This is a genomic window from Stenotrophomonas sp. YJH_SMC_80 (assembly GCF_059372495.1).
Genome location: NZ_JCAFVP010000003.1, coordinates 326,694 through 346,142, shown reverse-complemented (window position 1 = coordinate 346,142; position 19,449 = coordinate 326,694). Strand labels below are relative to the sequence as shown.

Annotated in this window: 24 protein-coding genes, 1 tRNA gene and 1 riboswitch; of the genes, 10 read left to right on the top strand and 15 right to left on the bottom strand. The window is 66.5% G+C overall.

What is annotated here, in order from left to right; genetic code table 11:
* Positions 1–113: 113 nt before the first annotated feature.
* Positions 114–881, bottom strand: a complete 768-nt coding sequence (locus AC5P99_RS07430) for a sulfurtransferase (protein WP_033834118.1) — start codon at positions 879–881, stop codon at positions 114–116.
* A gap of 293 nt (positions 882–1,174) precedes the next feature.
* Positions 1,175–1,540, bottom strand: coding sequence for a DUF6164 family protein (locus tag AC5P99_RS07425; protein ID WP_108270445.1), 366 nt, complete (start codon positions 1,538–1,540; stop codon positions 1,175–1,177).
* A gap of 70 nt (positions 1,541–1,610) precedes the next feature.
* Here AC5P99_RS07425 and AC5P99_RS07420 point away from each other — a divergent pair, with 70 nt between their 5' ends.
* Together AC5P99_RS07420 and AC5P99_RS07415 are read left to right on the top strand one after the other, a co-directional pair.
* On the top strand, positions 1,611–2,045 hold the full coding sequence (locus AC5P99_RS07420) for an FKBP-type peptidyl-prolyl cis-trans isomerase (RefSeq protein ID WP_049449157.1): 435 nt from the start codon (positions 1,611–1,613) through the stop codon (positions 2,043–2,045).
* Positions 2,032–3,279, top strand: coding sequence for a TIGR03862 family flavoprotein (locus AC5P99_RS07415; RefSeq protein WP_111108377.1), 1,248 nt, complete (start codon positions 2,032–2,034; stop codon positions 3,277–3,279). Before AC5P99_RS07420 ends, AC5P99_RS07415 begins: the two co-directional genes overlap by 14 nt.
* Before the next feature lie 53 nt (positions 3,280–3,332).
* On the opposite strand, the gene AC5P99_RS07410 is transcribed toward AC5P99_RS07415, so the two are convergent.
* The 4 genes from AC5P99_RS07410 to AC5P99_RS07395 form a co-directional block, all read right to left on the bottom strand.
* A complete protein-coding gene (locus tag AC5P99_RS07410) occupies positions 3,333–3,794 on the bottom strand; it encodes a GNAT family N-acetyltransferase (RefSeq protein ID WP_164223042.1) in 462 nt (153 codons plus the stop codon).
* 126 nt (positions 3,795–3,920) lie between these two features.
* On the bottom strand, positions 3,921–5,543 hold the full coding sequence (locus AC5P99_RS07405; protein WP_109813829.1) for an FMN-binding glutamate synthase family protein: 1,623 nt from the start codon (positions 5,541–5,543) through the stop codon (positions 3,921–3,923).
* A 55-nt stretch (positions 5,544–5,598) separates the two neighbouring features.
* Entirely contained in the window at positions 5,599–6,885 is a 1,287-nt protein-coding gene (locus AC5P99_RS07400; RefSeq protein ID WP_005408982.1) for a nucleotide sugar dehydrogenase, read from the bottom strand.
* 142 nt (positions 6,886–7,027) lie between these two features.
* Complete coding sequence (locus AC5P99_RS07395) at positions 7,028–7,462, bottom strand: BLUF domain-containing protein (RefSeq protein ID WP_049452791.1); 435 nt, start codon at positions 7,460–7,462, stop codon at positions 7,028–7,030.
* A gap of 128 nt (positions 7,463–7,590) precedes the next feature.
* On the opposite strand from AC5P99_RS07395, the gene AC5P99_RS07390 reads away from it, so the two are divergent.
* Positions 7,591–7,677 (top strand) — tRNA-Leu (locus AC5P99_RS07390).
* Positions 7,678–7,700: 23 nt separating this feature from the next.
* Here the strand turns inward: AC5P99_RS07390 and hemN are convergent.
* The gene (gene hemN, locus AC5P99_RS07385) at positions 7,701–9,110 is read right to left on the bottom strand and encodes an oxygen-independent coproporphyrinogen III oxidase (RefSeq protein ID WP_049449169.1); all 1,410 of its coding nucleotides are present in this window, start codon (positions 9,108–9,110) and stop codon (positions 7,701–7,703) included.
* A gap of 44 nt (positions 9,111–9,154) precedes the next feature.
* Positions 9,155–9,592 (bottom strand): group III truncated hemoglobin, encoded by a 438-nt coding sequence (locus tag AC5P99_RS07380; protein WP_049449144.1) that lies wholly within the window; start codon positions 9,590–9,592, stop codon positions 9,155–9,157.
* A gap of 178 nt (positions 9,593–9,770) precedes the next feature.
* Here AC5P99_RS07380 and AC5P99_RS07375 point away from each other — a divergent pair, with 178 nt between their 5' ends.
* Both AC5P99_RS07375 and AC5P99_RS07370 read left to right on the top strand, forming a co-directional pair.
* On the top strand, positions 9,771–10,058 hold the full coding sequence (locus AC5P99_RS07375; RefSeq protein ID WP_005408925.1) for a hypothetical protein: 288 nt from the start codon (positions 9,771–9,773) through the stop codon (positions 10,056–10,058).
* Positions 10,055–11,098, top strand: a complete 1,044-nt coding sequence (locus AC5P99_RS07370; protein ID WP_049449142.1) for a 4Fe-4S dicluster domain-containing protein — start codon at positions 10,055–10,057, stop codon at positions 11,096–11,098. The genes AC5P99_RS07375 and AC5P99_RS07370 overlap by 4 nt, the downstream gene beginning before the upstream one ends.
* Position 11,099: 1 nt before the next feature.
* Here the strand turns inward: AC5P99_RS07370 and AC5P99_RS07365 are convergent, their stop codons facing one another.
* Both AC5P99_RS07365 and AC5P99_RS07360 read right to left on the bottom strand, forming a co-directional pair.
* Entirely contained in the window at positions 11,100–11,336 is a 237-nt protein-coding gene (locus AC5P99_RS07365) for a hypothetical protein (protein WP_005408923.1), read from the bottom strand.
* Between the two features lie 352 nt (positions 11,337–11,688).
* Positions 11,689–11,898 (bottom strand): helix-turn-helix domain-containing protein, encoded by a 210-nt coding sequence (locus tag AC5P99_RS07360; protein ID WP_005408922.1) that lies wholly within the window; start codon positions 11,896–11,898, stop codon positions 11,689–11,691.
* A gap of 111 nt (positions 11,899–12,009) precedes the next feature.
* Between AC5P99_RS07360 and AC5P99_RS07355 the strand changes: the two genes are divergently transcribed.
* A complete protein-coding gene (locus AC5P99_RS07355) occupies positions 12,010–12,411 on the top strand; it encodes a transcriptional regulator (protein WP_005408921.1) in 402 nt (133 codons plus the stop codon).
* A gap of 22 nt (positions 12,412–12,433) precedes the next feature.
* Positions 12,434–12,497: riboswitch (Fluoride riboswitch) on the top strand.
* A gap of 82 nt (positions 12,498–12,579) precedes the next feature.
* Positions 12,580–12,972, top strand: a complete 393-nt coding sequence (gene crcB / locus AC5P99_RS07350) for a fluoride efflux transporter CrcB (protein WP_005412844.1) — start codon at positions 12,580–12,582, stop codon at positions 12,970–12,972.
* A 3-nt stretch (positions 12,973–12,975) separates the two neighbouring features.
* On the opposite strand, the gene AC5P99_RS07345 is transcribed toward crcB, so the two are convergent.
* Complete coding sequence (locus tag AC5P99_RS07345; RefSeq protein WP_024956612.1) at positions 12,976–13,809, bottom strand: AraC family transcriptional regulator; 834 nt, start codon at positions 13,807–13,809, stop codon at positions 12,976–12,978.
* Positions 13,810–13,943: 134 nt separating this feature from the next.
* On the opposite strand from AC5P99_RS07345, the gene AC5P99_RS07340 reads away from it, so the two are divergent.
* Complete coding sequence (locus AC5P99_RS07340) at positions 13,944–14,438, top strand: DUF6265 family protein (RefSeq protein WP_049396368.1); 495 nt, start codon at positions 13,944–13,946, stop codon at positions 14,436–14,438.
* 58 nt (positions 14,439–14,496) lie between these two features.
* On the opposite strand, the gene AC5P99_RS07335 is transcribed toward AC5P99_RS07340, so the two are convergent.
* A complete protein-coding gene (locus AC5P99_RS07335) occupies positions 14,497–14,907 on the bottom strand; it encodes an SRPBCC family protein (protein ID WP_164223033.1) in 411 nt (136 codons plus the stop codon).
* Positions 14,908–14,927: 20 nt separating this feature from the next.
* On the bottom strand, positions 14,928–15,947 hold the full coding sequence (locus AC5P99_RS07330) for an aldo/keto reductase (RefSeq protein ID WP_005412841.1): 1,020 nt from the start codon (positions 15,945–15,947) through the stop codon (positions 14,928–14,930).
* A 103-nt stretch (positions 15,948–16,050) separates the two neighbouring features.
* Between AC5P99_RS07330 and AC5P99_RS07325 the strand changes: the two genes are divergently transcribed.
* Complete coding sequence (locus AC5P99_RS07325) at positions 16,051–16,968, top strand: LysR family transcriptional regulator (RefSeq protein WP_065183382.1); 918 nt, start codon at positions 16,051–16,053, stop codon at positions 16,966–16,968.
* Between the two features lie 10 nt (positions 16,969–16,978).
* Here the strand turns inward: AC5P99_RS07325 and AC5P99_RS07320 are convergent, their stop codons facing one another.
* Complete coding sequence (locus AC5P99_RS07320; RefSeq protein WP_123958401.1) at positions 16,979–17,497, bottom strand: P-loop nucleotide/nucleoside kinase family protein; 519 nt, start codon at positions 17,495–17,497, stop codon at positions 16,979–16,981.
* A gap of 261 nt (positions 17,498–17,758) precedes the next feature.
* Here AC5P99_RS07320 and AC5P99_RS07315 point away from each other — a divergent pair, with 261 nt between their 5' ends.
* The gene (locus AC5P99_RS07315) at positions 17,759–18,835 is read left to right on the top strand and encodes an alpha/beta hydrolase family protein (protein ID WP_108270450.1); all 1,077 of its coding nucleotides are present in this window, start codon (positions 17,759–17,761) and stop codon (positions 18,833–18,835) included.
* A gap of 259 nt (positions 18,836–19,094) precedes the next feature.
* On the opposite strand, the gene AC5P99_RS07310 is transcribed toward AC5P99_RS07315, so the two are convergent.
* Positions 19,095–19,364 carry a hypothetical protein gene (locus tag AC5P99_RS07310; RefSeq protein ID WP_005408911.1) on the bottom strand — a complete coding sequence of 90 codons (270 nt, stop codon included), beginning with the start codon at positions 19,362–19,364 and terminating at the stop codon, positions 19,095–19,097.
* Between the last annotated feature and the right edge of the window lie 85 nt (positions 19,365–19,449).

The following is a 19,449-nucleotide window of genomic DNA, read 5'->3' as shown; positions in this document are numbered from 1 at the left end:
CCGATCCGGGGTGCCCTGGTCCGCGCCAAGCGCGATTGGTAGTGCCGGCCGCTGGCCGGCATACAGGTAGATGGCTTCGCAGCCGGCCAGCGGCCGGCTCTACCGCGGAAACGTCAGAACGCGCTGGGGCGCGGCTCCGGCAGCGGCTGGTCGACCATCGGCTTCAGCTCGGCATCCAGCGCCACGCGCTCATCGAACACGAAGCAGCGGCCTTCGTAGCCTTCGCCGCCCACCTCCTCGAAGTAGCCGAGGATGCCACCGTCCAGCTGCAGCACGTTGTCCATGCCGTCGTTGACCATCCACAGCGCCGCCTTCTCGCAGCGGATGCCGCCGGTGCAGAAACTGACCACGGTGCTGTCTTTCAGCGCCTCGCGGTGCGGCGCCAGCGCCTCGGGCAGGTCGGTGAACTTGTGAATCGGCAGCACCAGCGCATCCTTGAAGGTGCCGTACTCCACTTCCTGCAGGTTGCGGGTATCGAGCATCACCACCGGCTTGCCGGCGTCGTCATGCCCCTGCCGCAACCAGCGTTGCAGCGTGGCCGGATCGACCGCCGGCGCGCGCGGATAGTCCAGCGGCTGACCGTCGTCACGGCGGAAGCTGATGATCTCGTCCTTCACCTTGGCCTTCAGCCGCGCGAACGGCTGATGTTCACTGAAGCTGGTCTTGACCCGCATATCGGCAAACCGCGCGTCAGAACGCAGCGCCGCGTAGAAACCCTCGACCGCCTCCGGCGCACCCGCCAGGAACAGGTTCAGCCCCTCGCCCGCCACCAGGATCGTGCCCCGCAACTGCGCCGCCTCGGCACGCGCCAGCAACTGGTCGCACAGGGCCTGGGGAGCGTCGATGACGGCGAAATGGTAGGCAGCAGTATTGGCGATCATCCTGCCATTTTAGCGCCTCCCGCCCCTCCGGGCAGATTCAGGGGTCAGAGCCCTCTGCGCAGCAGAGGGACCCGACCCCAAGCCCGGCAGACATCCGGAATCTGTCAGGGGGGGCGGTGTGGGCAGGCGGGGGCGCAGAGCGCCATGGATGGCGCTCTACGAGGCACGCAGGAGCAGCTTTTGCCGTCCCCCGCCTGTCCACACCGCCCCGCCCTCCCACTGAAGCCCGGCTTTTGTCGTTGCTGTTGCCGTTGCGTCTGCGGGTGCCGGGTGCAACCCGGCCAGAAGCCCCATTACCCCCGCAACAACACGAACGGCAGCAGTACCAGCGCCGCCGCAGCCACCATCCCCAGCAGCACCAGCACCACGTAGACCGGCCGCCGCCGGAACAGGCTGCCGAAGGTCTCCGCCGTGCCATCACGCAATGCCTGCTCACGCTCGGCACGGATGCGCGGCCCGCGTTCGGCCTGGTATTCCGCCATCAGCGCCTTCGCACGTGGATGATCGGCGTCCTCGCGCAGCCACAGGCCACCATTGGAGATGCCCCAAGGGCTGGGTTCGGTGCGATACCAGGCGATGCCGTGCTGGTCGAGCAGCGTGCAGACATCGGCATATTCGTCGTCGCCGACATTGCGCAGATTGAGCAGGAGTTTTGCCATGCCCCCATGATACCCGGCGCCGATGCGCTACCCTTGCCGCCCTCGCCCTGCGCCCTTCCGGAGACGCCCGATGCGCCGCCTGCTGCTTCCCCTGCTGCTGTCCCTCGCCGCCGCTGGCTGCACAACCGAACCGTCCGGCCCACCGCCCGGCGGCACCCTGACCAGCTTCGAGCGCATCGATACCGTGCCCGGCACCGGCACCGAAGCCGTTGCCGGCAGCAAGGTCACCGTGCACTACACCGGCTGGATCTACGACAACCGCACCGAAACCAAGCACGGCAAGACCTTCGACAGCTCCTTCAAGCACGGCGAACCGTTCACCTTCGCGCTCGGCGCCGGCCAGGTCATCCGCGGCTGGGATGAGGGCGTGGCCGGCATGAAGGTCGGTGGCAAGCGCACCCTGATGATCCCGCCGGATTACGGCTATGGCGACCGCCGGGTTGGCCCGATTCCGGCCGGTTCGTCGCTGGTGTTCGATGTCGAGCTGCTCGATGTCAAACCGTAATGCCGCACCGCTTCCGCGGGTCGCCGTCATCGGCGGTGGCCCGGCCGGCCTGTTCGCCGCCGAGCGCCTGCGCGCCGCCGGTCTGGAGGTGGACCTGTACGAGGCGAAGGGTTCGCCCGGCCGCAAGTTCCTGATCGCCGGCAAGGGCGGACTCAACCTCACCCATTCCGATCCGCGTCCGCTGTTCGACAGCCGCTACCGCGAGCAGTCCACGACCGTGGGCCGCTGGCTGGATGGCTTCGATGCGCAGGCATTGCGCGACTGGGCCGGCGGCTTTGGCGTGGAGACCTATGTGGGCAGCTCCGGCCGCGTGTTCCCGGTCGACCGCAAGGCCGCGCCGCTGCTGCGTGGCTGGGTGCGCCGGCTGAAGGAACAGGGCGTGCGCCTGCATGCCAACCACCGTTGGATCGGCTGGAGCAACGACGGCGCGCTGCGCTTCGCCACCGAAGCCGGCGAGATCGATGTCCACGCCGATGCCACCGTGTTGGCGATGGGCGGCGGCAGCTGGCCGCAGCTGGGCAGCGACGGCGCCTGGGTTGCACCACTGCAGGCCCGTGGCGTGGACATCGCGCCACTGCAGTCAGCCAACTGCGGCTTCGACGTGGACTGGACCCCGTTCTTCGCCCAGCGCAATGCCGGTGCACCGTTGAAGCCGGTCGTCGCGCACTGGATCGACCTGGCCGGACAGCCACAGTCGCTGCAGGGCGAATGCGTGGCCAGCGAGTACGGCATCGAAGGCAGCCTGATCTATGCGTTGGCGGCGGACCTGCGCGAGACCATCAACCGCGATGGCCACGCGATGCTGTGGCTGGATCTGGTGCCGGGCCGCGACGAGGCGCGCCTGCTGGCCGATCTGTCACGCCCGCGCAAGGGCCGCAGCTTCGGCGAGCACCTGCGTCGCCAGGCGGGCCTTGATGCGGTGAAGGCCGCACTGGTGTTCGAGATTCTGGGTAAGGAAGCCGGCAACGACCTGCCTGCCGTGGCGGCTACGCTCAAGCGCCTGCCGCTGCGCCTGCTGCGTCCCCGGCCGATGGCCGAGGTGATCAGCACCGCCGGTGGCGTGCGCCTGGATGCGCTGGATGATGGCCTGATGCTGCGGGCCGTGCCCGGCGTGTTCTGCGCCGGCGAGATGCTGGACTGGGAGGCGCCGACAGGTGGCTACCTGTTGACCGCGTGCTACGCCAGTGGCCTGCGCGCCGCCGAGGGCGTGATCAGGTGGCTGGCCGGGCGGTGACGCCTGCATTGTAGAGTCGAGCCATCCTCGACTGCCTTACAGTCCCCGGGTGCTCACCATGGCCTGCGCATGCTCACCGAAGCCAGCGCCACGCCGCTGGGATGCGGATAGACCTCTTCGCGCACGCTGATGAATCCCTGCCGTTGGTAGAACGGCACCGCGTTGAGCGAGGCCGACAGCACCACCTCACGCTCACGATCGGCCATTGCCAGCAGGCGCTGCATCAGCGCCTGGCCGATTCCCTGGCCGCCACGATCAGGATCAACGAACAACGCGTCGACTTCATTGGCATCGGCATCGAACACACCGAAGCCAAGAAGGCCGCCCTGCCCATCCTCGGCCACCACGCAGCCACCCTGCCCCAGCAGCCGCGCGTACTGCGACGGCGGTGGCGAGGCCGACCAGGGCGCAATCACTTCGGGCGGATAATGGCTGCTGCAGGTCCCGCGCACGCAACGCGTGCGCAACGCCCACAGCGTGGCCACGTCATCCGTGGTGCCGGTCCTGAACCGCATGGCATCTCCTTGCAGCGTCGAGCCATGCTCGACGGTTCTTCGTTCCAACATCGCGATGAGAGAAGCAGCCGAGCATGGGCTCGGCCCTTGCCTAGGCGAGGGCGACACGGTATCTACAGCAACACCTTATCGCGACTTGCTGGCGCGCAGCGCCTGGATCTTCGGCGGCGGCTGGAAGGAATCGCTGCGCGCATCGGCCCAGAACGCATGGAACACGGCGTGATCCGGTACCTTGTGCAGCAGCTCGCCCGGTTCAAGGTAACGGTACAGCGAGGCCAGCGAACGGATCTCAACAGGCGAAACCCGACGCAGGATATGCTCCGGGCCCAGTTCCGCCGGGTCGTTCAGGCCCGCAGCACACAGCAGTTCCTTCAAGGCATGCAGCGTGTGCTCGTGGTAGCTGTACACACGGGTGGCCTTGTCCGGTGCATCCAGATGCTTCCAGCGCGCCGGGTCCTGGGTCGCGATGCCGGTGGGGCACTTGTCGGTATGGCAACTCAACGACTGGATGCAGCCCAGCGCGAACATGAAGCCGCGGCCGGCATTACACCAGTCGGCACCCAGCGCGATGGTGCGCGCGATGTCGAACGCACTGGTGATCTTGCCGGCTGCACCGATGCGGATGCGCTCGCGCAGATCGAGGCCGACCAGGGTGTTGTGCACCAGCAGCAGCGCTTCGTGCATCGGCACGCCGACATGGTCGACGAACTCGGCCGGCGCCGCGCCGGTGCCCCCTTCGGCACCGTCCACCACGATGAAATCCGGTAGCAACCCGGTTTCCTGCATCGCCTTGGCAATGCCGAACCACTCCCACGGGTGGCCGATCGCCAGCTTGAAACCGACCGGCTTGCCACCGGACAGCTCGCGCAGGCGGGCGACGAACTGCAGCAGCTCGACCGGTGTCGAGAACGCCGAGTGACGCGACGGCGACACGCAGTCCACGCCCATCGGCACGCCACGGGTCACCGAGATTTCGGCAGTCACCTTCGGCGCTGGCAGCACGCCGCCATGACCCGGCTTGGCACCCTGCGACAGCTTGATCTCGATCATCCTGACCTGGTCATGGGCGGCATTGGCAACGAAGCGTTCCTCGCTGAAACCACCCTTCTCGTCGCGGCAACCGAAGTAGCCCGAGCCGATTTCCCAGACCAGATCGCCGCCCATCTCACGGTGATAGGGCGAGATCGAACCTTCGCCGGTGTCGTGGTAGAAACCACCACGCCGTGCGCCTTCGTTCAGTGCGCGGATGGCATTGGCCGACAGTGAACCGAAGCTCATCGCCGAGATGTTGAACACGCTGGCCGAATAGGGCTTGGCACAGTTCGGACCGATCAGCACGCGGAAGTCATGCTTGGCGATGGCGGTCGGCGCCAGTGAATGGTTGATCCATTCGTAGTCCACCGCATAGGTGCTGCGCAGGGTGCCGAACGGTACCGTGTCCATCTCGTTCTTGGCGCGCTGGTAGATCAGTGCACGTTGCTGGCGCGAGAACGGCACGTCCTCCAGGTCACTCTGCACGAAGTACTGGCGGATCTCCGGGCCGATCGATTCCAGCCCGTAGCGGAAGTGCGCCATCACCGGATAGTTGCGGCGCAGCGTGCTGCGTTTCTGAAGCAGGTCCCAGGTCCCCAATGCCACCATCGCGGCAGTCAGGCCGACGCCCCAGTACCAGGCCGGCCAGATCGTGGCCAGCCACAGGCATATCGGGAACATCAGGATGGCGAGCAGGTAGACGATGTACCGGTGCATGGCTTTCCTCGGTTGCAACTGTTCCCGAGTCTACCGCGCCGCTCGCTGCCAAGGCTTACAAACGATCGTCAACCACGTTGCGCGGCCAGGCCGATTTGACGTCGTAGACCAGGCCGCCTGGCGCCAGCAGCGCCCGGATTGCGTCTTCATCCATTGCCTTGAAACGGGCGTGGGCCACCGCCAGCACCACCGCGTCGTAGCGCCCTGCCCCGGGTTCGGCCAGCCAATCCAGGCCCTCGCCGGTCAATGCCGCCGGGCCGACCCACGGGTCGCTCACCTCCACCTGCGCCCCCGCATCGCGCAGGCGCTGGGCCAGTTCCAGCGCGCGGCTGTTGCGCAGGTCGGGGCAATCCTCCTTGAAGGTCACGCCCAGCACCAGGATGCGTGCCTCCGCCGGTGCACGGCCACGCTCGGCCAGCATCGCCAGCACGCGCGCCGCCACGTGCTCGCCGACGCGGTTGTTGACCTGCCTCGCGGTGTGGATCAGGTCCGGGTGGTAGCCCACGCTTTCGGACTTGTGCAGCAGATAGTACGGATCGACGCCGATGCAGTGACCGCCAACCAGGCCTGGCCGGAACGGCAGGAAATTCCACTTGCTGCCAGCGGCGTCCAGTACGTCCTGGGTATCGATGCCGAGCCGGTCGAAGATCAGCGCCAGCTCGTTGACCAGCGCGATGTTGACGTCGCGCTGGATGTTCTCGACCACCTTGGCTGCTTCGGCCACGCGCATCGACGGCGCCGGGAACGTACCGGCGTCGATGATGCGCTGGTAGAGACCATCGATCACCGCAGCGACTTCCGGGGTCGAACCAGACGTGATCTTGCGGATGTCGGCCAGGCGCCGCTGGCGGTCACCTGGACTGACCCGTTCCGGGCTGTAGCCGCAATAGAAGTCTTCGTTGAATCCCAGGCCCGAACCCTGTTCCAGCAGCGGCACGCACACTTCCTCGGTGGTGCCGGGGTACACCGTGGACTCGTAGATCACCAGATCGCCGGCGCGAAGATGACTGGCAATCAGCCGTGTCGCCGAACGCAGGGGCTCCAGGTCGGGCTGCTCGTATGCATCGATCGGGGTCGGCACGGTGACGATATAGACGTTGCAGGCATCGAGCAGCGAAGGATCGCTGCCGTACTGCAGATGCGTGGCTTCGGCCAGCTCGTCGGCCTCCATCTCCAGCGTGTGATCGCGGCCACCGCGCAGCTCTGCGATGCGGCCAGCATCGATGTCAAAGCCCAGTGTCGGCCAGTGCCGGCCAAACGCCACCGCCAATGGCAGGCCGACGTAACCCAGGCCGATCACGGCGAAACGCGGCGTCACCGCCGCCGCAACGGGCACGCTCATCGGCATGTCCCGTGCACCGGGTGAAACCGGATGCGTGCCGCCATGGCTTGGGCCAACCCACTCATTCGCTGTACCACTCCGGAAAACCCGCACCAGAAAGGCTACAGCCTACCGGCCCCGGTACCCCGCCGCCAAGGCGGGCTCAGGAACCCAGCGCGACCGCAGCGGGTTCCAGCTCGCCGTCGGCACCGGTCCAGGCCTGCAGCAGGCGCTCGAAACCACCGCTGCCAAGCAGGAAACCCGGCCACGCCGCGTCAACGATCTGGGTCAGCAGGTCCGCATCGATCCGCCGCGTCCCCATCGACCAGCGCGGGAACGCACGCTGCACCACCGGCGCGCGGCACAACAGCCTCATCTGCGTGTGGCTGCGTGCATTGAAGATGCGCTGGAACACCGAATCGATGCCATCTTCGGGGCCTTCCAGATACTGCAGGAAGCGGCTGCCGTCGAACATCAGGACACCGGTGACACCGGCTACACGATTGAATGCCGTGGCGTCGGCCAGCAGGCGATCAAGATCGGTTGTCCGCAGATCGGCGCGGGCCTCACTGGCATAGGCAATCGCGTGCAGCGACATCGGGTGGCTCCCCCCCTGGGAACGGTGGCTGGGACTATGACATGAACAGGGATAACAGTTAAGCACGTCGCTCCCGCGCAATCCGGCTGCAGCGACACGGGTAGGCTACAATCGGCGCCGCGCTGCAGGCCCGGATGGCGAAACTGGTAGACGCATCGGACTTAAAATCCGCCGGGGGCAACCCCATGCCGGTTCGATTCCGGCTCCGGGCACCACACGCACGCAGCACATCCGGCTTTCAGATCGCCCGCGAGTAACGTGGCTGCTCATGTGCGGCACGCAGATACGGGTCGAAGCACATTGCCAGCAACCGCAGCAACGGTCGCCCGGGTTCGCTCGCACGCACCACGCCATCGCGGTATTCGGCCAGGCCATCTTCCTGCAGCCGCTGTACCGAACGCAGGTCCTCGGCGAAGTACTGCTGGAAATCCACGCCGTGGCGCTGCCCCAGCACCGCACCATCCACCTCGCCCTGGCACATCAGCTGCTGGATCAGCTCCGCGCGCAACTGGTCGTCGGCACTCAGCGCGACACCGCGCCAGACCGGCAACTGCCCCTGGTCCACCGCGTCCTCCCAGGACGCCAGGTCACGTGGATTCTGGCTGTAGGTGGCGCCGATATGGCTGATCGCACTTACGCCCAGGCCGAGCAGATCGGTATCGGCGTGGGTGGTGTAACCCATGAAGTTGCGATGCAGCTGGCCGGCACGCTGCGCGCGTGACAGATCCTCTTCCGGCAATGCGAAATGATCCATGCCGATGTACTGGTAGCCAGCCGTGGAGAGCTTCTCCACCGCCAGACCCAGCAGCGCCAGCTTGTCTTCCGGCGACGGCAACCTGCTTTCGTCGATCTGCTTCTGCGCCCGGAAAAGATGCGGCAGGTGCGCGTAGCCATACACCGCCAGGCGGTCCGGGCGCAGCGCCAGCACCCGTTCGAGGGTGAGGCCGAATCCTTCCAGGCTCTGCCCGGGCAGGCCGTAGATCAGGTCGACGTTGACCGAACGCATGCCGCTGTCGCGGCAGGCGCGCAGGATGTCCAGTGTCTGCTGCACGCCCTGTATGCGGTTGATCGATTCCTGCACCTGCGGGTCGAAATCCTGCACGCCCAGGCTGGCCCGGTTGAAGCCCAGGCGCGCCAGCATGGCGACGTCACGGGTGTCGATGAAGCGTGGATCGAGTTCGATCGAGAAATCGCGCTGCGGTGAATCGCTGAAATCGAAGCGCCTGCGCAACCCTTCCACCAGTGTGGTCATCGCCTCGGCATCGAGGAAGTTCGGCGTACCACCGCCCAGATGCAGCTGGATGACCTCGCGACCGTCCTCGAACTGTGGTGCCAGCAGATCGGCCTCGGCCAGCACGCGCGACACATAGCTGTGGCCACGGCCGCGATCGCGGGTGATCACCCGGTTGCAGCCGCAGTAGAAGCACGGGCTGGAACAGAACGGCACATGCACGTACAACGACAGCGCGCGGGCCAGCTGGTTGCTGTCGGCGATCGCCTGGCGCAGCGCCGGCGCGTCGAACCCATCATGGAAATGCGGCGCGGTCGGGTACGAGGTGTAGCGCGGGCCCGGCCGGTCGTGCCGGCGCAGAAGGTCGGGGTCGAAGGTCCAGGCCAGGCCACCAGCGGCGGGAGAGAACGTGTCCATGGCGCCAGCATCGCGCCGGGCGGCCTGCGCCGCCTTGACCCAGATCAATCCTTGGCGGGCATCGCCAGCACCGGCAGGCCGACCTGCGGCCATCGCAGCATCTGGTAGCGCTTCCAGAAGGTGTCACCGATGCGCGCGGCCACGTCGTTGGCCAGCTCCTCCATCGGCGGGTTGTCGCATTCGGCGGTGGTGATCCGGAACAGCACCAGCCAGCGGTCGAACAGATCCTTGTCCAGCTCGATGGCCATGTGCTTGGACATCGGCGAACCCTTGAAGCGCCGGGTGCCGCGCAGCATCGCCGACCAGAAGTCGACCAGCTGGGCCAGATGCTCCGGCCAGTCGTGGACGTGGGCCTCGAACACCGGCCCCAATCGCTCCTCCTCGCGCACGCGGGCGTAGAAGTCGTGGACCAAGCGGGTCACTTCCTGCTCGGTGCACAGCTCGGGCGAGGCGACAGGAAGGACAGGCGGCGTTGCGTTCATCGGGGTACCCAAAGCGTGCCGGCAGTGTGCCGCAGCCGGCCGGCACCACCGTTGATCCAGATCAATGTCGGCGCAGTCCGCTGCACCTAGGCTGGCACGCTTGCAGGAAGCATGCCCTGCGGATGCCGCGCCAACCCAGGCGAGTATACGCGCCGCCCACTTTTCGATCCGGGACAGCATGAACAGACCCTCTCCCAACCGTCGCCAGCAGTTGATCCAGCAATGGGGCGCGATCCTCTGGCCCAGCTTCATCGCTGCCGGCCTGGCCAGCGTGGTGTTCTTCGCCTTCGTCGACCCGCTGCGGTTGCAGGCCATCAGTTTCCCGGGCACGCAGATCAGCCGTGAAATGGGCTACACGGCCGGCTTCTTCATGTTCTGGACGGTGACGGCGCTGTCCAGCGCGATCACCTGGTACTTGCAGCGACCGATGCCCAGCGGCGACGACGACGAGCTGCCGCTGGGATGAGTACGACCTGCACACCGAGACCACGGCACTGGCGCGGCACGCTCAGCGCCGCCTTGCTGGTGCTGTTCTACACATTGCCATGGCTGCGCTGGGACGGCCGCCAGGCCTTGCTGCTGGATATCAACGCCCGCCGCTTCGATCTGTTCGGCTGGACGCTGTGGCCGGGAGACGTCGGGGTGCTGGTCGGCCTGCTGGCGGTGCTCGCGGTGGGGCTGGCACTGCTCACCCACCTCGCCGGGCGCATCTGGTGCGGCCACGCCTGCCCGCAGACACTGTGGCGCCGTGCCTTCGACTGGATCGCCGACGGCGTGGCCCGCGCGCTTCCGGCACGCGTTGCGCGCGCGGCCACACAGCTGGCCTGGGGGCTGCTCTCGCTGTGGACCGGCATCACCTTCGTGGGCCTGTTCAGCCCGATCGCCGAGCTGGTGATCGCAGCGCCGCGCGCCGGCTGGAGCGGCTGGGAAACGTTCTGGGTGCTGTTCTATGCCGCCGCCACCTGGGCAAACGCCAGCTTCCTGCGCGAGCAGGTCTGCCGTTCGCTGTGCCCGTTCGCACGCATGCAGCCGCTGCTGACCGATCCACATACGCCGCGCATGCTGTACGACGCCCGCCGCGGCGAGCCACGCGGACCTCGCCCATCCGGACTGGGCGGCGTGCTGGGCCGTGGCCGCGGCCTGCTCGACCCGACCACTGCACAGGACTACGTGTTCCGCGCCGCGCATCCGCTGCTGGCCGGACCAATGCCGACCTTCAGCGCCGACCGTCTTGGCGACTGCACCGATTGCGCGGCCTGCATCAGCGCCTGCCCGATGCAGTTGGACATCCGCCAGGGGCCGCAGGCCGACTGCCTGGCCTGCGGCGCCTGTCTGGAAGCCTGCGCACAGCAACAGCACCGGGCCGGGTTCGGTCCGGGGCTGGTGCGCTACTGCAGTCCGCAGGCGATGGCCGGACAACCGAAGCGCTGGTGGCGACCCCGGACCCTGGCCCTGCTGTCTTTGCTGCTGGCGCTGCTTGCCTGCGGCGCCTGGCGCCTGCTCTGAATCAACGCGGCCCGTCGGCGTGCGGTGGTACCAGCTGCGCGCGTCGGACAATGCCCAGCTGCTCGATGATCAGCGCCATTTCGTTGGTGAACTCGGTACGCTCGGTCCCCTGCGGGACGAGCCGGTCCAGCACCTGCTGGTAGGTATCCCAGAACGCCGGACCGCATCCGTGTTTGTGATAGCTGGCTTCCAGTTCGCGGCGTACCCGTTCAGCCAAGCCATGCATGCCGTATTCCATACGACCTCCGTTGGACTTGTTCTGCATCGTTGACGGTCTACCGACTCACTTGCGTGCTACTGAAAGACTCCCAGGCTTCACGCCCGGTTGATTCAAATTAGTCACAGATTTCACGACAGGTCAATTACATGCAGCGACTTTCGCGATTGAAATTATTAATCGTTCACGAAACCACATACGGGACCCCGCCCCTCGCGGATGGGGTGAAGCCGACAACGCGCCCCAGGCACCTGTCCGGCAGCCGGTAGGCCTCGACAATAGGTACTGCCAAAACGATCAGTTTTTCCTATTTTGCTAAATGAACTTAACAGAATGCGCTTAGCATGCTAAATGCGACAAAAGGCGGCGCAATTCAGGCGGATTCGACTTCGGCGGCGCCAGTTGCGGGGAACAGGTTCGGGTAGCGCTGATGCAGGATGTACTGCCGCAGAGCGGGGATCGGGAAGTCTTTCGGCCATTGCGATACCGCGGAACGGCTGATGCCGAAGAAGCGCGCCAGCTCCGCATCGGTCTGGAACCCCAGCCGCGTACGCACCTGCCGCTTGTTCCAGAATTCGGTCATGGTCTGCCCTTTTGTTAACCAGACTTATTCTTGCGGCAAGGATTCTTCGCATTCCACGCGTTAAGCTGGCTTGCATAGATGAATACTCTCGGCCAACGACTCGCCGCCGCCATGAAGAAAGCCGGGCACCCCCGCCCGGCCGATCTGGCCCGCGCCGCCAAATCCACCACGGCAACCATCAGCAACTGGCTCAACGACCATGTCAGTGCGTCCCATGTGAAAGCCGAGCAGCTGTTCCGCATCGCCGATGCGGCCAAGCTGGACGCACGCGAGCTGCTGTATGGAGTGAACGGGCGTGGCGTCGGGGAGCCGGGTAACGCCTACATTCCCAGCCAGGCCCACCTTGACGTCTGGCAGGACGCCTATGAGCTGGTCAGTCACCTGGTGGCCGAGAATGGCCTGGAGATCGACCACCGCCGCCACGCGGCGCTGGACCTGCTCGCGTTCGAACTGCTGATGGATGGCTTCAGCCGCAGCAAGGTGGCCCGCGTGCTGACGACCTCGATGACGTGAATGCACCGCCGCTGGTAGCATGGACCGCGATGGGGATGGGGCTCCCCCGATAACCGCCTGAGAAGGCTGATGGCTCCTGCCAGGACGAACCCGGTGTTCGTCGACGGCAGGTCGTGCCTGCCCTCGGCGTTCGCCATTGACCCTGCGAACCCGCATTCGAGGCACGCCATGCAAGCATTGAACAACTATTTCCTGGTCTTCGTCGGCGGCGGTATCGGTGCCTGCCTGCGCCACGCCTGCAACCTGATCGGCGCCCGAGTGGCCGTCGGCAGCCCCTGGCCGTGGTCGACCTTCCTGATCAACATCAGCGGCGCCCTGCTGATGGGCGTGGTGGTCGAGGTCTTCGCGATGCGCAATGGTGCCTCGCCGCAGCTTCGCCTGTTGCTCGCCACCGGCATCCTTGGCGGCTACACCACGTTCTCTACCTATGCGCTGGAGATCGGCCTGCTGCTGCAGCGCGGGCAGCACGGACTGGCCGCGCTGTATGCCGGTGGCTCGGTGGCGCTGGGCCTGGCCGGCCTGTTCGGTGGCATGAAGCTGGCCCGGCTGGTGCTGGGCTGAGGCTCAGGCCGTGCCAGCACGCGCCTGTCCGCGCCATTCGCGTGGTGACTGCCCCGTGTGCGCCTTGAACGCGCGCGAGAGTGCCGCCTCGCTGCCATAGCCCACCTCGTCGGCAATCCGCTTCAGCGGCCGGCCCTGGCGCAGCGCCTGCTGTGCCAGCCCGACCCGCCAGCCTTGCAGGTACTGGCCCGGGGTGGTCCCCATCGCTTCGCGGAAGCTGGCGGCGAACACGCTGCGTGACATGCCGGCCACCTCGGCCAGATCTTCCAGCGTCCACCCCTGCGCCGGGGCTTCGTGCATCGCCACCAGCGCCAGCCGCAATCGCGGGTGGCCAAGCCCAGCGAACAGACCGCCGCGCATTTCGCCACCTTCCATCAGCTGGCGCAGCACCTGGATCATCACCACCTCGAACAGGCGGTTGACCATCGCCGCGCGCCCGCAACGCTGCTCGAACGCTTCTTCGAACAACAACTCCAGCGCTGCGTTGCCGCCATACAGCCCAGCCAGCGGCAGGCAGATGAAATCCGGCAACGCGGCGCTGATCGGATTGAGCCGGCCGCCTTCGAAATGCAGGTTCGCGCAGGCCATGTCGGCGCCCTGCTGTGGGTCGGTACTGAAGCGGTGCGGCATCGGCCGCGGATACAGCAGCAGGCTGGGCACATCCACCTGTACGGTCTGCTGGGCATGACTGACCTGCAGCGGGCCACGTCGCACCAGGTGCAGCTGCCCGGCTTCATCCTCACCCTCCAGCGTGTTGATGCCGCACAGCGCACCGGCATGGAACACCGAGGCGGTGACCGCGAAGCGTTCAAGCAGAATGGCGAGACGGTCGACCATGACGGGACTCCGGGTCAAGCGAGACAAGCTCAATGTGACAGATCGTATCGGAATCAGCACTGGAAAGGACGGCACTGGCCGCGTGATCTGGCGGGCGCTATACAGGCCGCACGTTCCCGCGCATGGAGGCACCGATGTCACTCCGCATCGCCCTGGCCCTGTTGCCGCTGCTGCTCGCGGCCCCGCACGCGCTATCCGCCTCACCCTCGAAGATCGAACACCTGGCCTGGCTGGCCGGTTGCTGGCAGCTTGATGGGCAGCCACCCGGTGCCGGCGAGCAATGGACCAGCCTGGCTGGAAACACTCTGTTCGGCAGCAGCCGCAGCCTGCGTGACGGGCGAACCGTCGGCTTCGAGTTCATGCAACTGCGCCAGCACGATGATGGGCGCCTGGTGCTGACTGCCCTGCCCTCTGGCCAGAACGCCACGGACTTCAACGCCACCCGGGTCGATGCCAACGAGGCGGTCTTCGAGAATCCTGCCAACGACTTCCCACAGCGTATCCACTACCGGCGCCTCGACAACCAGCGCGCACATGCGCGCATCGAGATCGCGCAGGACAATCCGAAGCAGGCAATGGACTTTCCCATGCATCGCGTCGCCTGCGGTGGACCGACGCCCGCACCCTGACACGCAGACGCCCCGGGCCGGCCGGGGCGCCTGCATGCGGTCAACGCCACACGGGCATTCACCCGGCCAGCGTGGTTTCCAGGGCCTTCAGGCCATCGCGATAGATGCCCTCGAACAGCGCGGACGCTTCTTCGTTGCTGACGCCCACCGGAGTGAAGTCACCGGACCAGTCGATCCGCGAACCGTCGCCCTGCTCGACCACACGCAGGGTGGATCGATAGCCGCTGACCGGGAACGGGGCCTGCAGGATCGAGTAGGTGTAGCTGCGATCGGCCTGGTCGAAGGCTTCCAGGCGCTCGACGATGGCATCGCCATCGGGATTGGCCAGATGGCGCACGCGACCGCCTTCGCTGAGCGTGCTCTGGGGAATGTACGGAAGCCAGTCGGGCAATGAATCGAAGCCGCCGATGAGGTTCCAGACCTGGTCGGCCGGGGTCGGCACGGTGATGGATACAAAAGCAGTTGCCATGGGAATGTCTCCTTCGGGACTCAGATGTTGTCGATCGGCAGCGGGGCGTTGGCCGCGACCAGGCCCTGGGCGCGCAGCGCCTGCCAGAACCCGGCCGGGATGATTTCCTTCAGTGCGGCGTAGTCTTCGGCGATGCGCTCGGGACGGCTGGCGCCCGGGATCACCGCAGCCACTGCCGGGTTGGCCAGCGAGAACTGCAACGCGGCCGCCTTGATGCTGATGCCGTACTCGGCCGCGATGGCCTTGATGCGCTCGACCTTGGCCAGGATCTCCGGCGACGCCTTCTGGTACTCGAAGTGGCTGCCACCGGCCAGCACGCCGGAGCTGTACGGACCGCCGACCACGACGCCGGTGTTGCGCTCGGCCGCCTTGGGCATCACCCGCTGCAGCGCACGCTCGTGGTCGAGCAGCGAGTAGCGGCCTGCCAGCAGGAAGCCATCCGGACGGGCTTCGTCCAGGTCCAGGGTCAGCTCGATCGGCTCGACACGGTTGACGCCCAGGCCCCAGGCCTTGATCACGCCCTCCTCGCGCAGGCGGGTCAGCACCTTGAAGGCGCCGCGGCGTGCGGTCTCGAAGTACGACAGCCACTCATCGCCGTAGAAGTCCTGTGCGATGTCGTGCACCCAGACGATATCCAGGCGATCGGTCTTCAGGCGCTTGAGGCTGTCGTCGATCGAACGCAGGGTGGCATCGGCCGAGTAATCGTTGACCAGCTTGTTGGGGCGGCCGGCGACGAACAGGCCGCCCTTCTCGCCAAGGTCGCGGGCGCTGGTGTCTTCCACTTCGTCCAGGATCAGGCGGCCGACCTTGGTGCTGAGCACGAAGTCATCGCGGTTGCGCTTGGCCAGCGCGTCGCCAAGGCGGATCTCGGCCAGGCCTGCGCCATAGAACGGGGCGGTATCGAAGTAGCGGGTGCCCTGTTCCCAGGCCGCGTCCACCGTGGCCTGGGCCTCGGCTTCCGGGATGTCACGGAACATGTTGCCCAGCGGCGCGGTACCGAAGCCGAGGGTCTTGCCAGCCAGCAGCGTGTTGATGCTCATGGATTCCCCCTTGGGGAGGTTGTTGAAGTTGAGGCACAGGCTAGGCTTGCCCGATAAGACTGTCCAAGACATAATTTAATTATCTTAAGTCCCACAAGGTCTTATGCTCGACCTCCGCCAACTGCGCTACTTCGTGGCCGTCGCCGAAGATGAACACGTCGGCCGCGCTGCCGAGCGCCTTCACATCTCCCAATCCCCGCTCAGCCGGCAGATCGCCCAGCTGGAGGAACGGCTGGAACTGCAGCTGTTCGAACGCTCCCAGCAGCGCATCCGGCTGACCGCCGATGGCCGTACCTTCCTCGCCGAGGCGCGGGCCCTGCTGACCCATGCCAACCGGCTGGAATCGCTGGCGCGCCGGCTCGGCCGCGGCGACGAAGGCGGCCTGTGCATCGGCTATCTGGAGTACGCGATGCACTCCGGCGTATTGCCCACCGCCCTGCGCGAACTGCGCGGCGATCGCCCGGCGGTGCATATCGCGCTCTACAACCAGCAGTCGGACGTGCAGCTGGAAGGCCTGCGGCAACGCAGCCTGGACATCGCCCTGGTCTGCGAACCACCGGCATTCGACGATCCGGACCTGGAGGCCACGCAGGTGCTGAACGACCCGATGCTGCTGGCCGTGCCGGCCGACCACCCACTGGCCAGTGCAGAGACCATCACGCCAGAGGATCTGGCCAGCCAGCAGTGGATCGGCGTGATGCACAGGGAAAACGCACTGCGCCACGACACCTTCATCGCCGCGTGTGCGAAAGCCGGGTTCACCCCGACCATCGCCATGGAAGCGACCGAGCCACTGGCCGCGCTTGGCCTGGTTGCCGCCGGCCTGGGCCTGACCACCGTCCAGCAGAGCCTGGATCACCAGGCGCCGGACGGCGTGGTGCTGCGCGAGCTGCCGTGGTTCAGCTACCGCACACCGCTGTGGGCGGCCTGGCACCGCATCAACCTGCGCCCCCTGGTCGAGACCTTCCGCAGGACGCTCGTGCGCACCGCCACCGAAGGCAAGCCGGCATTCGGCGACTGAGCCGACCGCGCTATGCCGAGCCTGCCTCGGTGTAGCGCATCACCATGAAACCCTCTTCTGCTGCCGGTGCAACGAAGTGGCGGGTGATCTGCTCGAATTCCTCATCGCTGGCCTGGAAGGGATGCTCGCCGCATGCATTGCGTGCACGCAGCCGCGCCTTGCAGACCTCGTCGGCGATATCGAGGAAGTGCAGTTGATGCGCGGCGCCCACTGGCGAGAACACCGCACGTGCCCACCCGCGGGTGGCGGGCGTGTTGAAGGGGAAATCGAGCACCACCGAGACGCCGGCCTGCAGCAGCGCACGCAGATGATCGGTCAGCACGCTGCGCAGCGTGGCTGCGCGCTGCAGATAATCGGCGACGGAGTGGATTTCGCCCGGGTGCAGCGTGGCCAACCAGGCATCTTCGCTGATCAATACGTGGCGAGGCTTGGCCGCCAGCTGTTGCGACAACGTCGATTTGCCTGCGCCGATCTTGCCGCACAGCAGGTGCAGGGTTGCGCCGCCATCGGCGGATGAAGGGTGTTGCATCTGCGATCTCCTCGGTGGATTCCAGTTCCCGGGAGAGCGCTGCATGCAATCCGCCTTCCCGGGCGGGTTGCAGGGCCGTGACGACCGCGCGCTACCCCGCCTTCCCTTGGGGAATGCGGATAATCGACGCGGTGACGTGCGGAGCCATGCCACCAGCGTAGAGCGCCGCCTGTACGGCCCGCAATCCCCTGCGGCAGTGCAGCGCGCGCAACATTCCGCTGGCATCTATGCTCTGCGCCATTCCCGCATGGAATGACCACGATGCGCCCCTTGCTTCGATGTGCCCTCGCCCTTGGCCTGCTGCATGCTTCGACGGCATCGCTGGCAGCACCAACCTCGGCACCACGCACGCTCAGCGGCGAGCTGCAGGGCGCCCCCTGGCGGCTGGATGTACCGGCAGACTGGAACGGCGACCTGGTGATGCTGGCCCATGGCTATGAGCCCGTGGGCGTGCCACGCACCACGCCGATGGCCGCCGGTGACAGCACCGCAGCACTGCTGGGCGCGGGCTACGCCGTCGCGCAGAGCGCGTATTCCAGCCAAGGCTGGGCGGTGGCCGAGGCGATCACCGACATGGAACACCTGCGACAGCATGCCCTGGGTGAACTCAAGCGCGTGCGACACACCTGGATGCTGGGCTTCTCGATGGGTGGTGCCGTAACCATTGGCAGCCTCGAGCGTTTCCCGCAGCACTATGCCGGTGGTGTGTCGCTGTGCGGCGCCAATCTCAGTGGCGAACAGATCGCGGCCGACCTGCTGACCACACTGGTCGCGTTCGATTATTTCTTCCCCAAGGCTGAGGGGCTGCCGGTCACCGGGTTGGCGTCGCGCGAAGCAGCCACGCTGCCCCAGAGTGAGCTTTACCAGGGCATCGCCACCGCGCTGCAACGCGACCCGGCGCATGCCGCGTTGCTGGCGCAGCGGCTGCAGGTTTCCCCCGATGAAGTGGCCGGCACGATCAGCCTGCACGCCCTGGTCCTGCACGAGCTGGCCACACGCAGCGGTGGCATGCCGGTCGGCAACAGGGGCATGGTCTACAGCGGCTTCGGCGATGACGCCGCATTCAACGCCGGGGTGCGGCGCATCGATGCTGTACCTGCCGCGCAGGCCAGGGTGCGCGCGACGCTGGCGCTGACCGGCGCACTGCAGCGCCCGCTGGTGATCCAGTTCAACCACAACGACCCGACCATCGTGCCGCACATGCAGACGGTGTATCCGCAGTTGGCCGCACACGCCGGTGCGCGGCCAGCGCCACGGGTACTGCCATCGGTGGGCGAAGGACATTGTGGCTTCTCTGAGGCACAGGTTGTCGATGCCTTGAAGACAGTGCAACACTGAGTCCATCGCATAGCGAAACGCGTCCGCCACGCTGGCAACGCTTACGGTGCAGGGACCCGCGCAGCATGTGCCGCCTCCCCTCGATCTGACCGCGCACCTGTTCGGCATGTCCGAAGGCGAGTGGCTGGGCTTCGACATGTCGGTGCCGTTTGGCCACCCGGGTGTCGGCCGACCAGCACAGTGCCGTTCGATGCGCGCGGTCAGATCGGCGCGATCGGCCAGGTCTTGGCCGTGCGCCCGCAGCCGCAGCAGGCGGGGATCAGCCGCCCAGCGTGCCCATCGTGAAGGTGTAGCCCGAGCTCATCAGGAATTCGCGCATGCGCATTTCCGCGCGCCGCGGTGAGGCCAGGTTGGCCGGCGCATACAGGGCGTACACCAGGCCCGATCCCTCGATATGTTCGCGGCGGACCTCGCAGCGGGCGGTTTCCGAGGCAATCACCCATCCGTCCTTCAGCCGCTCCGGCCCGATGGATTGCCCGTTCTTCAACCGAAAGGTCAGCCAACGCACATCTGCCATGATTTTGCTCATTTCCGATTCGCTCCGTGCCCGAAGCGACCCGTGATGTCCTTGCTCGCCATTGCAGCTCCCTGAGACGTGGAACTCGACCATAACG